Source organism: Ruegeria sp. BHSC223, from assembly GCF_059613025.1.
Genome location: NZ_JBXWRR010000015.1, coordinates 1 through 13761, shown reverse-complemented (window position 1 = coordinate 13761; position 13761 = coordinate 1). Strand labels below are relative to the sequence as shown.

Genomic DNA, 13761 nt, shown 5'->3' with positions numbered 1-13761 from the left:
GTTACTCTCCCGGCTGTTCTGCGGCGACAACCGCATCGACGGCAACGCCGGGGCGCACCCGTTGCAGGCCCTCCACGATCACGCTTTCGCCCTCGCGCAGGCCATCGAGCACGATGGCCGCAGTGCCTTCCGTGTCGCCCAGCGTCACATAGCGCTGTTCGACCATCTGCTTGTCATTGACCACCAGCACGAAATCGCCGCGCTGATCGCGTTGCAGCGCCGCCTGCGGAATCAGCACCCGCAACGTCGGCTCCAGCGCCGAGATGCGCACATGGACAAAGGCGCCATCCACGATCAGCCTCTGGGTATTTGCGAACTCGGCCCGCATCACGATTGCGCCGGTCAACGGATCGACCCGGTTATCGACAAAGACCAGTCGCCCGACCTCGTCCAGCGGTGCGCCGTTGGGCAGGGTGACGTGAACGTCGGGGCTGCGCTGGTTCTCGGCCAGCGTCTCGGCTGTTTCACCAAGCTGTTGCAGCACGTCGATCATCCGCTTTTCGTTGAGCGCAAAGGTGACATGGATCGGTGTCTCGCGCACCAGCGTGACGAGCGGCGGGTTGGCCGGCCCCACCACATCGCCGACCGAGGTCGCGACCCGACCCAGCCGGCCGGCAAACGGTGCTTCGATCTGGGTATAGCTCAGATCAAGCTCGGCCTGACGGATCGCCGCCTGTGCCGATTTCACCGCCGCTTCGGCCACCAGTTCGTTGGCGCGGGCAATGTCCACTTCCGAGGCCGGAGTGGCCTCTCGGCGGAGCAGCTCTTCCTTGCGGGCGAGTTCTACGCCTGCCAGTTCCAGATTGGCCTCGGCCTTGTCCAGATCGGCGCGCCGCGCCTCGAGCACCGCCTGATAGAGGTCGGGCTCGATCCGGAACAGCAGATCGCCCTCGGCCACGGTGCTGCCATCCTCGACCAGTTGTTCGTCCAGGAACCCGCTGACACGGGCCACGATATCGACCTTGTCGATCGCCTCGCCGCGACCAATGAACACCGCCTCTTCGGTAATCTCCTGGGTGTAGGCAGCAGCAACTGACACCTTGGGCGCTTCTTGCGCGCCCATCGGCAGGGCGGTCAGTCCGACCGCAAGGCCGGTGAGGGTGGCGGGTACCCAGCGCATACGCATCAGGAGTGAAGGGGAGCGGGTCTGCATGGAAAACCTCTTTCGTCTGGTACGGTGCGCTCTCGATAATCGGAACGGCCAGGGCCGAGTCGGAATGATATACCCTCGACAATGCAGGCTCTGTCCATTTTTCTCAAGCAATCCCTCAGCTTCCGGTAAGTGTCACGGTGTAGCGCTTGCCCCGGTGGCGCGCGTTTCTATGCTGACAGGGAAACGGGGGAACGGCGGTGCGCATGGGTCAGTACACGGCGGGGCGGCATTTCGTCTTTGTCCTCGACGAGGGGTTCACGATGCAGGCGTTCTCGTCGGCGGTCGAGGTGTTGCGCCTGCTCGACAGGGTACGGCCCGGCACCGGCTATCGCTATAATGCCGTCAGCCTGTCGGGCGGGCCGGTGGCGGCGTCGAACGGGTTTCGTCTGATCCCCGACCTTGCTGCCGAGGCGGTGCCGCCCCGGTCGGTCATCGTGGTGGTGGCGGGCGTGCGGGCCGGGCACAGCGCAGAATCGGCGCTTGCCGCGCGGCTGCGCGGCTGGGCGCGGCGGGGGCATCCGGTCTGGGGCATCTCCTCGGGCGTGGTGCGGTTGGCACAGGCGGGGCTGCTCGACGGGCGCCGGGTGGCCGCGCATTGGGAGGACGTCGCCTATCTGCGCGACAGCCACCCCCGGATTCAGGTCACCGCCTCGCTTTTCGTAAGCGATGGTGACGTGATGACCTGTGCGGGTGGCGGGGCGGCGAGCGACATGATGCTGAGCGTTCTGCGCCGCGACCTGGGTGGCGAGATAGCCGACGAGATCGCCGCCCGGTTGGTGATCGACGCGGTGCGGGGCGGCGGCACCCGTCAGCGTCGGGCATTGGACATGCGGTTCGAGACCCGTAACCGGGTCGCCTTTGCCGCGCTGCGCCTGATGCGTGCCAACCTGCTGCCGCCCCTGCCGATCGCCGCCATCGCCCGCGCGCAGGGCGTGTCCGCGCGTCAGCTGGAGCGCGTCTTTGCCCGCGAATTCGGCAAGACCCCCAGCGCGCTCTACCTGGAACTACGGTTTCAGGATGCCCGCACCGAGGTGCGCGACAGTCGCCGCAGCCTAACCGAGATCGCGCTGGATCACGGCTATAGCCCGGCGGGGTTTGCGCGCAGCTACCGGCGGCTGTTTGGCCTGTTGCCCTCCGAGGACCGGCAGAACGCCATGTCGGATTAGGTCACGTGATGTGTCGGATCAGGTCATCTTGAGACAGGCAAACCGCTCTATCCTGACACTCATGAGCCAAGGAGTTCCGATGACCGCCCCCCTGATCATGGTTGCGCCCAATGGCGCCCGGCGCGGCAAGGCCGATCATGCCCGCCTGCCGATCACGCTGGACGAGATGCTGACCGAGGCGCGCGCCTGCCGCGCCGCCGGTGCCGATGCGCTGCACCTGCATGTGCGCAACGCCGACGGCGCGCATTCGCTGGATGCGGGCCGGTACCGAGAGGCGTTGGACGAACTGGCGCGCGTGCTGCCCGATATGCAGGTGCAGATCACAACCGAGGCTGCGGGTATCTACAGCCCGACCGAGCAATATGCCTGCCTTGATGCACTGCGCCCGGCCTGGGCCAGCGTCTCGCTGCGCGAGATCGCCCGCGACGCCGATCTGGCGCCGCGCCTCTATGCGATGGCCGCCGATAACGGCATCCGCTTGCAGCATATCGCCTATGATCGCGCCGATCTGGACCTGTTGGCGCAAGGGCGCGCGGCAGGCATCATCCGCCCCGAGCAGGACGAGGTGATCTGTGTGCTGGGTGCCTATACGCCGCCGCGTGCAGGCCGGCCCGAGGAACTGGCCGCGCTTACCCCGGCGCTGGATGGGCTGCGGCTGGGCCTGTGTGCCTTTGGTCCGCAGGAACAGGCCTGCCTGCTGGCCGGAGCGCGCGTGGGCGCCGAGATCCTGCGCGTCGGCTTTGAAAACAACCTGCTGTCGCCCGATGGCACCCTCTGGCCCGACAATGCCGCCGCGGTGGCCTCGTTGCGGCATCATCTGGAAAGGAAAGCGGCATGAGCCACGTCTTCCCCCGTCACTGTCACGCGCAACTCCCCACCGCCGTGGGCGGCGATGGTTGTTACCTCATAGACAGCACCGGCAAGCGCTATTTCGACGCTTCGGGCGGGGCGGCGGTGTCCTGCCTTGGCCATTCCAACGACCGCGTGCAACAGGCGATCAAGGATCAGGTGGACCGGCTGGCCTTTGCCCATACCGGTTTCTTCACCTCGGACCCTGCCGAGGATCTGGCCGATCTCTTGATCGCAAACGCCCCCGAGGGGATCGAGAGGGTCTATTTCGTCTCGGGCGGGTCCGAGGCAGTCGAGGCCGCGATCAAGCTGGCGCGGCAGTATTATCTGGAAGTGGGCCAGCCCGAACGGCGCCACCTGATCGCCCGGCGGCAGAGCTATCACGGCAACACGCTGGGGGCGCTGGCGGCGGGCGGCAATGCCTGGCGGCGGGCGCAATTCGACCCGCTGTTGATCGGGGTCAGCCATATCGCGCCCTGCTATGAATATGCCGAGCGGGCCGAGGGCGAGAGCCTCGCCGACTATGGTCGCCGCGCGGCGGATGAGCTGGAGGCCGAGATCCTGCGGCTTGGCCCGGAAACGGTGATGGCGTTTATCGCCGAGCCGGTGGTGGGCGCAACGCTGGGCGCGGTTCCGGCGGTCGAGGGCTATTTCGCCCGCATCCGCGAGATCTGCGACACCTACGGCGTGCTCCTGATCCTGGACGAGGTGATGTGTGGTATGGGGCGCACCGGTCACCTCTTTGCCTGCACGGGCGAGGGGGTGCGGCCCGACATCGTCACCATCGCCAAGGGGCTTGGGGCGGGCTATCAGCCGGTGGGCGCGATGCTGTGCTCAGGTGCAATTTACGAGGCCATTGCGAACGGTTCGGGCTTCTTCCAGCACGGGCATACCTATATCGGCCACCCGGTCGCCACCGCCGCCGGGCTTGCGGTTGTGCGGGAGATGCTGGAACACGACCTGCCCGCGCGGGTGCAGTCGCTGGGCGGGGTGATGGAAGCGGCGTTGCGCGCGCGGTTCGACCAGCATCCGCATGTGGGGGATATTCGTGGACGGGGCCTGTTCTGGGGTGTCGAGTTGGTAGCCGATCGTGACGGCAAGAACCCGTTCGACCCGGCCAAGGGGGTGGCCGGGAAGCTTAAGAAAGCCGCTTTTGCCCATGGCCTTATCTGTTACCCGATGCCCGGCACACGCGACGGGCGCCATGGCGACCACGTTTTGCTGGCGCCCCCCTTTATCATGGAGGAATCGGATGCCGATTTGATCGCCGAACGTCTGTCCCTGGCGTTCAACGGTGTATTGCGATAGCACTTCAGCCTTACCAGCGCACGGTGCGGCAATGCCAAGCAAACTCGCGTTACTGAGATGCGGTTTTGTCGTCTGGTCCTCCGATTGTCTTCTGATTTAGGTCCGGTCGGTAAATAGCTTCTAAAAATTCGAATATTTTGCTACGGTGAGAGTTCAATCTTCAATGTCCGTAGGGGAGCGTTGAATGTTTAGAGTTAGGTTAGTTTCGTCTATTTTTTTGATTTCGCTCTTTCTGACCGCGCCACCAGTCATGAGCCAGGATTTAAGGACCTCTGTAAGAACGGCACTCAGTTCGAACCCAAGTGTACGAGCGAAAGACGCTGCAGTGCGGTCGGCTGCATACGAACTTTTGGAGATGCGGGGGGCCTACGAGCCGACGGTGACCGCTTTCGGCTCGCTGGTTCCGGAGTATGTGGATGATCCGGGAGGATTGTCCTTGGCGGACAACGCAAGATCGAAAAACTCGCGCGAGGTTGGTTTCGTGGTAGAGCTTCCGGTCTTCGATGGCTATCGACGCGCCAATACCGTCTACGTGCGGGCGGCACGGCTTGATCGCACGATGTTCGAGTATCTTGACGCATCGGAAACCATGGCGTTGACCGTTGTGCAAGCGCATATTGACGTTGCCAGAAACAGAGCCTTGCTAGCAACGGCGCAAGATCAATTGGCGCGGCACCTGGAAATATCTGACAAGGTGTCGAACCAGGTGTCGGGTGGGCGCCTTCCGCTGAGCGATCAGTTGCAGTCCGAGGCACGCGTCGAAGCCGTGCGCATAACAATCGGCGAAATCTCTCGCGAGCTTCAGAACGCCGAATGGCGTTTCCAGGAACTGGTGGGAAGTTTGCCGAAGTCGAACCTGGCGGTGCCACCTGTCCCGGCTATCCCGCAAAGCCTGGATGTGTTGGTGCGGACCAGCATAGCCAATAATTTCAGGGTGAAGGGCGCTCAGGCGCATGTAGATGCAAGGAAATTCGAACGGGGGGTGTCCGAGTCGGAGTACTTGCCACAAGTAAGTTTGAATGCGGGGTCTTCCTACGGGGCCGATCTCGATGGGGCGAGTGGTGAGGAAACCCGTGCCTTTATAGGCTTCAATCTGACGTGGCAGCTGTATAGCGGCGGTCGGAACGAAAGGCGCAGAGCCTTGGTGGAGAGACAGAACGAAGCCCTCTACGACCGGATGGCCATCGCCCGACAAGTCCAGCAAATGGCGGAAACCGCTTGGACTTCCTTTCACTCCAACCAGCGTATCTCGGGCTTGGCGTCCAAACAGGTTTCGCTGAACCGTGATCTGGTGGCGCAGTATCTTGTGGAATTCGAACTCGCCACGCGCAGTCTGCTGGATGTCCTGATCGCCGAAACCGAGTTGTTCCATGCCCGTGTACAACAAGTCAATTCCAACGCGGCGGTCGTCATGAGCGCATATCGAATGCTAGGCGCCCAAAGCCAGCTGGCGCGGTATTTCGGCATCGATAGCACCGGCGAGGTTCTTGCCTTGCAGGTGGGGGCAACTCAAAGTCAAAAGCCTTTCAACGTAATCGACAAGGCCTTACCCGTCGTGAATAGATGAACAAGTCAACCCCAGCGACGGAGACAAAGATAGCTGTAACGCAAGCGCCGGGGATATCGCTCGGCGGTGGCGAAGAGGCACGGAAGATGTCGCCGCCGCTGCGATTGGTCGAGTGGTTTGCCGACTACTATGCGCGATCTTTCACCCCGATCGCCGTTATGTCGAGATTGCCAGCGGGCGCAAACCTGGGTGAGGTCGACGACCTTGAACTCGCCCTGCGTGCCATTGGGTTCCGAACCCGGGTGCATCGCGCTAAATTGAAGCGGTTGGACCCGATCGTTCTGCCCTGCATTTCGGTCGGGCCACGCGGCGACATGCTGGCAATCATCGAGATTGATGCGAAACGAAGAACGGTGACGGTTTTCGACCCGGCAACCGGTGAAACCGAGGTGCGGCCGCTTTCGATCGTGCAAAAGCGGATCAGGCCTGATCTGCTTCTGGTGACACCTCTGGAGGATGTGCAATCTGCGTCCTTTGCAGCCGAGACCAATAGCGAGACCCTAACCGGAAGGCATTGGTTCTGGGGGCCGGTCTTTTCGAACTGGCAAGGGTGGGGCCAGGTCATGCTGGCCACCTTGCTTATCAATATCATGGCGCTGGCACTGCCTTTGTTTGTTATGAATGTCTACGATAGGGTGATCCCGACCAACTCTACCGTCACGCTTTGGACGCTGGCCATCGGTGTCGGCATTGCCATATCGCTCGATCTGCTGCTGCGCCTGTTGCGAGCCGGAACACTGGAAGGCATTGGCAGACGCGTCGATCTCAAGGTTGCGTCCGCGTTGTTCCGGCAGGTTTTGAACCTCCGGCACCTGGATCGTCAGGCGGAATACGCGACACTGGCAGGGCGTATCAGAGAATACGAAACAGTTCGGGAGTTCTTTGCATCGGCCTCTTTTGTCGCGCTCGTCGACTTCCTTTTTGTCGGCGTCTTCGTTGCCGTTCTTTTCGCAATTGTCGGGCCGCTCGCCTATGTGCCGCTGGCCGCCATTCTGTTGACCCTGGTCATAGCGAGCGTGTCTCAGCTGCCGATGGCAAAAACGGCACAGACCGCGATACAGGTGGCCGCGCGCCGGTTAAGCGTTCTTTCCGAAACACTCGCCGCGGTGACCACGGTCAAATCGCTGAATGCGGAAAACGTGCTTCAGCGCGAGTGGGAAAACGCGGTCGCGTCCTCGTCGCGCCTGAACGGCCGGGCGCGAATCTGGGCGGGATTTGCCCAAAGCGCGACACTTGCGATCCAGCAACTCAACAGTGTCTTTATCGTTGTGCTCGGCGTTTATCTCATCGTCGCTGGCGAAATCACCGTTGGTGGCTTGATCGCTGCCAATATTCTTGCCAGCCGGGCGCTTGCGCCCCTTGCTGTTATCGCGCAGACGATCTTTCGCGCCCAGTACGCGCGCAAGTCTCTGAGTATGCTCAACGATATCATGGCACGGCCTACCGAACGTCACGATACCGTGCAGTCCAATCTGAGGGTCAGAAAGGGTGCGGTCAGTTTTCGCGAGGTCACGTTCACCTATCCCGGCGCGCGCAGGCCGGCTATTGACGCGGTCGAACTGGACATTCCCGAAGGCGCGCGCATTGCGCTACTCGGTCGGGTCGGGTCTGGCAAATCTACACTTGGCATGCTGCTGTCGGGGCTGATTTCACCCGAAAAGGGTACCATTCTGGTCGACAATCACGGGCTATCGCAATTCGACCCGGCCGAGCTGCGCGACGGCATAGGTTACTTGCCGCAATCCGTCGAAGCCTTCACCGGGAGCTTGCGTGAGAATCTGTTGATCGGTAGGCCGAACAGCTCGCAATCGGAAATTGAACGGGCGCTTTATCTCTCGGGTCTGGACGAGTTCGTATCAAGCGTGCCCGAGGGGCTGAACTATTCGGTGGGCCAGCGCGGTGCAAGGCTGTCGGGCGGTCAAGCGCAGGCGTTGTCACTGGCCCGCATGCTGCTGCGCAGCCCGAGGCTTCTCTTTCTCGATGAACCCACCAATGCGATGGACCAGGGGATGGAGGCGCGTGTGTGCCAACGTCTGGATACCGAACTTGGGCCGGGCACTGGTTTGATCTTGTGCACACACCGCCAACCGCTGGCCAATATCGCCTCGCGTTACGTCGTTCTCGATGCTGGCAAGAAGGTGCTGGACGGAACGCGCGAGGATGTCTCGGCGCAATTGTCCAGGGCGACCACGCTCAAGCAAACGGGGCAAGGATAGATGTTCGAGCAGAATGTCGAAGGCATGTTCGCAAACAATCCTCGGGGGTCCGGTAAGGCCGCTTCGGGCCGTACATCCGCGCGGCTTCTGCTGTTGGTCGCCGCGGCCGTCCTCGGCTTTTTCGTTTGGGCCAGCAAGAGTGAGATCGAAGAGTTCACCAAGGGGCAAGGCCAGGTGATACCCTCCAGAAAGGTACAGGTCGTACAAAGCCTTGAGGGCGGCATCGTGCGCGCGATCTATGTTCGAGAGGGGGACACCGTCGCCGAAGGGGACGTGATCATGCTGATCGACGATACCCGCTTCGCCTCCGAGCTTGGCGAGCTAAAACAGCGGCGGGGGGCTCTTCTGGCTGAACGCCTTCGCTTGGTCGGCGAATCCATGCGCCATGACGACATCAGTTTTCCGGCCGAGTTGAGAGAGGCGAACCCCCTTGCGACGCGCGCCGAAGGGGAGTTGTTCCGAACCCGGCGAGCGCAATTGAACCGGGAGTTGCAGATTCTCGATGACAGGCTGCGCCAACGCAAAAGCGAACTGGCCGAGCTTGAGGCGGAGCAAGTCAAACGCCGCAAGATGATTGTCCCGCTCGGTGAAGAAGTGGAACTGACCGAACAGATGACCAGAACGGGAGCAGTGCCAAAGATCGAGTTCTTGCGGCTGATGTCTAAGATGGCCGCACTGGAAGGGGACCTGGCTGTCGGGGAAGCGTCGAAACTCCGGCTGGAAGCGGTCATCGCGCAAGCCGAAACCGAGATCGAAGTGGCCCAATCCGGCTATGAACTGACGGCGCGTCAGAGGCTGGCAGAGCTGCAGGTCGAGCTCGCGGTTGTCGAAGAAGGCTTACGCGCTGCCCGCGACCGTGTGGCCAGAACGAGCATCCGTGCACCGGTGCATGGAACGGTAAATGCCGTTCCGATCACAACGCTTGGTGCAGTGGTCGGGCCGGGACAGGCGCTGGCGGAAATTGTGCCGGTCGATGATGGCCTGGTGATCGAAGCAAACCTGCGTCCTGCGGATGTCGCCTTTGTCCGGCCGGGCGCACGGGTTTCGGTCAAGATCACGGCATATGACTATCTGATCTACGGCGATATTCCGGGATATGTCGAAAGGATCGGCGCAGACACGATTGCCGCAGATGACGGGACCGAGTTTTTCCGCGTTGTCGTACAGACAGAACAGAGTCATCTGGGTGACGCAGAAAGGCCGCTTCCCATTTCTCCGGGCATGGTGGCGAGCATCGATATCCTGACCGGACGCAAGACGGTGCTGGATTACCTGCTAAAGCCATTGAGACGCGCACAATACGAGGCCATGCGCGAACGCTAGGTTACTTCTCTTGCGCATCGTAGACCCCTGTCCAGTTCTCGTCGGGCGGCGTTTCCTGAAGCTGGCTCAGACGGTTTCGGAACAGGGCGCAATAGCCCCACATCTCGAGTTGCAATGCCGAAACCAGCTTCTCGACATCGCCGACCCTTCTTAGGACCAGGCCCCATTCACCGGCTCGATAGGCGGTAAGCATCGCTTCGACGGCCTTTTTTAGCGCGCGGAACTGAAGGTTTTCGGCAAGCGCCCTGTCTCCGAACAGACCATAGATCCGTTCGGGTTCGGTCTTGCCTTTGACCCGGACAAGATCCAGTTCGATCACCGCGAAGCTGTCTTCGATGGCCTTGGCTGTTGCTTCGCCGACCAGAATGCGTACCCCGTATGACTTGGTTTGACCCTCCAGTCTGGAGGCAACGTTCACGGTGTCGCCAACAGCGGTGTAGTCGAAGCGGGTATCGCTGCCCATGTTGCCGACGAAACAGGTTCCTGTATTAACAGCAATTCCGATATCGATCGGTTGGACCTCCTCTCCAGACGAACGGTCTTTCTTGCGTTGCTGGTTCAGCTCGTGAACGGCTGCCACCATCTTGAGCGCGGCGTGGCAGGCATCGGAGGCATGATCGGGGTGGTCGAGGGGGGCGTTCCAGAACGCCATGACGGCATCGCCCATGAATTTGTCAATGGTACCGCCATATTGCAGGATCGGTTCAGACATGGCCGTCAACATTCGGTTCATCAGTCGCGTCAGCCCCTGCGGGTCTTCGCGAAAGGTTTCTGCTAGGGTGGTGAAACCACGAATGTCGCTGAAAAGCACGGACAAGTCCCGTCGCTCGCCACCGAGTGTCAGTCCTTCCGGGCTATCCGCCAACTTTGCGACGAGATCGGGGGACACATATTGTCCGAACGCGTTTCTGATCCTCCGCTTGCGCCGTTCCTCACGCAGGTAGTTCGTGCTCGACGTCAGCATCAAAGACAGGATCGTCGAGAACATCGGATAGGTCGGATCGACCAAGGTACTGGTCCAGGCAAACGAAAGATAGGAATAGCTCGCGTAGGCAGAGACCAGCAACAGTGAACTGACGATCAGCCAGCTCGCCTGCATCATCGGTGCCAGCGCGATGACCAGAAGCGAGAGACAAGCCACCCAGAACAATTCCTGCACATCGGCGGTGTTGCTACGCTTTAGCAGCTCATTGCCGAGGATATTCTCCAGCAACTGTACATGCAGCTCGACACCGGCCATCGGAACGCCAAGGGCCGTTGCGCGAAAATCCTCGAGCCCGATGGCCGAGGTGCCAACTAGAACCAGTCGACCTTGCAGACGCTCGGGTGGCAGGTCGCCCCGTATCAGATCGACGGCGGAAACGAACCGATCGGGATCGGATTTCGAAAGCCGTGTCCAGACTGTTCCATCCCCCTGGGTCCTGATCATCTGGCCGGCCACAACGACCCCTTCGATTCCGGCCTCGTTGGCCCTGGTCGCAAACGCATTTCCGCCCGTCGCGACCCGCAGCAACTCTACCGACAAGCTCAGTCTCAAGGCGCCTTCGACCATCATCACGATAGGGACACGCCGATAAACCCCATCCGAGTCGGGAAGCACGGTGAACACCCCGTGTCCCAATGCAGCGTCTTCAAGAACGGACAGGTTTTCGATGAGATTGGGAAACTTCAGCAGGAAAGGCGTCGGATCATGCCCGATAAAGGCGTGAGGGATTTGCCGAATATCCTTGGTTTGGTCGGTCCGCTGCGTTCCGATACGGACGCTGGTCTGACCCACGACAACTCTCGACCGTGCAAAGGCATCTGCCAGAATGCGGTCGTTTGAGGGTTGCTCCAGCATCACAGCACGCAAGTCTTCCGGCAGTTGCGGGTTGTCTGCTGCCACGACTGCAGGCGACAGCCGGTCGGGTTCCGAAAAGACGATGTCAAAAGCGAGTGCCACCGCACCGGCTTGCATGGCGCGCTCCGTCAAGGTCGCAAGCAATGTCCTGGGCCACGGCCACTGACCGAGTTCGGCCAGGCTCCGGTCGTCGATATCCAAGATCACAACCGGAAAATTCCCGGTCTCGCGGGGCACAAGGCGCTGATACAGATCGAAGGTCTGTAACCTTGTCCTTTCTACGATTGTAGGATCGATGGCCCGCAGCACCAGAAGGCCGGCAAGCAAAGCCAGGCCGAGAAGTCGACCAAGATTGACCGTGCTTGTGAGCGTCTTAAACACCGTACCGCTTCCCCGTCCGCACCTGTGGCGAGTATGGGCCCAATCTACAATCTATCTTACCGGGAATGGAGAGGCTCGGGTGTGAACAATAGCTTGTAGTTTGGAGTAAATGTTACCCTATATCGGCCAAAATGTAGACATAATATAGCATCTTCATTGATGTTTTTAGGCAGAATCGACCGCCTGTGTTAAGGTTAACCTTTGGTTAATGTTTGTACTGGGGGGCGAAGGATGGCTCGGGTAGCATTTTCGGAACCAGTCGGTACGCTTGAGACCGCGGTCGATATCACGTCTCTCGATAGTAGTCCTCTTGTGTTCCCCGATGGTTTCGGGCTTTTTGGAGCGGATTTCGAAAAGTCGCAGCAAGATCTGCTCGTCCGGGATGCACAAGGGACTGTTGTGCGCGTCCTGGAATATTTTGAAAGCCTGAGCCCTGCTGACCTTGTTTCGGCAGAGGGTGGTGTGCTTGACGGCGATACGGTCAGATTGCTGGCGGGTGCCGCGGTCGATGCGCAATTCGCCCAGCTCGGGCCCGCCCCGGTGCCGGTTCCGATCGGGCAAGTCGAAGTGGTATCGGGCAGTGCCCGGGTACAGAGGCTCGACGGAACGATAGACAATCTGTCGGTAGGAACCAAGATATACCAACGCGATGTCCTGTTGACCGACGCGGATGGCAGACTGTCTGTTACCTTCGCCGATGGTACCGTGTTTTCGATGTCGGAAGCGTCGCGCATGGTCATCGATGAGCTTGTCTATCAGCCGGAGGGAACCAATAACGCGGGGTCATTCAACCTCATCAACGGTGGCTTCGTTTTCATTGCTGGACAACTGGCGAAAACCGGCGACATGGATGTCAGCACTCCTGCAGCCACGATGGGCATCCGTGGGACCAATGTTTATGCCGAGGTCGATCGCGCAGAGACCGTCACCCAAGTAACTGTCGCGCTCAACTACGACCCGGACGGCAGCCTGGGTTCGATCGTGCTTTCAGATCTTGACGGAAATCTGATCACGACAATCACCACGACCGACACAAAATGGGTGATTCCTGTTTCTGGCCAGGTTGTCGAACTGCCGCGTTCGGACGGAGAAGAAATGGACGAGTCACTGTTGGTGGGGGATGCACTTGTCGCCTATCAACTGGCTCAAGAGCGTATCCTCGCAGGCCAGAATTACGTCGAGATCAAATCCGTTAGCTCACCTCTCATCCAGCAAAATGCACCGGATGATGGCACACTTCCACCCTCGCAGGGATTTGAACCTGAACCCGAGGAACCGGAGAATAACCCCAACGAAACAAGGGGGGATTTCGACGACACGCATCTGAACATTGACAATATTCGCGACCCTTTTGGGGAGATCGAACCAGTTGATGTTGTGGTTTCCGGACCCGAGGATTCTGGCGGCTCCTCGCCCATTTCAGGCAAGATTGAGCTGGCGGATGCCTCGGACGATTCAATTGTCTTCTCGTTAGACAAGGGGCCACAGAACGGTACCGCGACGGTTAATCCGGACGGGACATTCGTTTACACGCCCGAGGCCAATTTCTTCGGGCAAGACTTTTTTACATATGAGATCGTCGACACGACCGGAACTTCTGCCACTGGCACCGTGACTGTAGAAGTCGAAGCCGTAAATGACGACCCGATTGCCGCTCCGGATACTTTCGTGGTCGGCGAAGACGGTAGCGTCGCGGGTTCAGTTCTAGAGAACGACTCTGACATCGAGGGCGACGCGCTGGCGGTCGTGCTCACGACTGCCCCGACACACGGCACTCTGACAATGCTGCCGGATGGGCGATTCACTTACGCGCCGGATGCGAATTTCACTGGCACAGACAGTTTCGTCTACACGGTGAGCGACGGCAATGGCGGTGCCGACACGGCAACGGTGACGGTGACGGTGACGGGCGTGAACGACGCGCCGGTTGCGGTTGATGACACGGTCTCGGTGGCCGA

Annotated in this window: 9 protein-coding genes; 7 read left to right on the top strand and 2 right to left on the bottom strand. The window is 60.5% G+C overall.

The window, feature by feature from the left end:
* Nucleotide 1 precedes the first annotated feature (1 nt).
* Nucleotides 2-1153, bottom strand: coding sequence for an efflux RND transporter periplasmic adaptor subunit (locus tag AC2FNY_RS17325; protein ID WP_496803229.1), 1152 nt, complete (start codon nt 1151-1153; stop codon nt 2-4).
* Nucleotides 1154-1356: 203 nt separating this feature from the next.
* Here AC2FNY_RS17325 and AC2FNY_RS17320 point away from each other — a divergent pair, with 203 nt between their 5' ends.
* The 6 genes from AC2FNY_RS17320 to AC2FNY_RS17295 all read left to right on the top strand — a co-directional run bounded on the left by AC2FNY_RS17320 (nt 1357) and on the right by AC2FNY_RS17295 (nt 9582).
* Nucleotides 1357-2319, top strand: coding sequence for a GlxA family transcriptional regulator (locus tag AC2FNY_RS17320; protein ID WP_496803228.1), 963 nt, complete (start codon nt 1357-1359; stop codon nt 2317-2319).
* Between the two features lie 79 nt (nt 2320-2398).
* On the top strand, nt 2399-3157 hold the full coding sequence (locus tag AC2FNY_RS17315; protein WP_496803227.1) for a beta-keto acid cleavage family enzyme: 759 nt from the start codon (nt 2399-2401) through the stop codon (nt 3155-3157).
* Nucleotides 3154-4476 carry an aspartate aminotransferase family protein gene (locus tag AC2FNY_RS17310; protein ID WP_496803226.1) on the top strand — a complete coding sequence of 441 codons (1323 nt, stop codon included), beginning with the start codon at nt 3154-3156 and terminating at the stop codon, nt 4474-4476. The genes AC2FNY_RS17315 and AC2FNY_RS17310 overlap by 4 nt, the downstream gene beginning before the upstream one ends.
* A gap of 184 nt (nt 4477-4660) precedes the next feature.
* Complete coding sequence (locus tag AC2FNY_RS17305; protein ID WP_369426327.1) at nt 4661-6043, top strand: TolC family protein; 1383 nt, start codon at nt 4661-4663, stop codon at nt 6041-6043.
* Nucleotides 6044-6129: 86 nt separating this feature from the next.
* Complete coding sequence (locus AC2FNY_RS17300) at nt 6130-8259, top strand: ATP-binding cassette domain-containing protein (RefSeq protein ID WP_238904701.1); 2130 nt, start codon at nt 6130-6132, stop codon at nt 8257-8259.
* Nucleotides 8260-9582 (top strand): HlyD family type I secretion periplasmic adaptor subunit, encoded by a 1323-nt coding sequence (locus tag AC2FNY_RS17295; protein WP_234162957.1) that lies wholly within the window; start codon nt 8260-8262, stop codon nt 9580-9582.
* A gap of 1 nt (nt 9583) precedes the next feature.
* Here the strand turns inward: AC2FNY_RS17295 and AC2FNY_RS17290 are convergent, their stop codons facing one another.
* On the bottom strand, nt 9584-11803 hold the full coding sequence (locus AC2FNY_RS17290; RefSeq protein WP_234137876.1) for a CHASE2 domain-containing protein: 2220 nt from the start codon (nt 11801-11803) through the stop codon (nt 9584-9586).
* A gap of 231 nt (nt 11804-12034) precedes the next feature.
* Between AC2FNY_RS17290 and AC2FNY_RS17285 the strand changes: the two genes are divergently transcribed.
* Nucleotides 12035-13761: tandem-95 repeat protein (locus tag AC2FNY_RS17285; protein WP_496803225.1), on the top strand; the 1727-nt coding region annotated here is incomplete at its 3' end.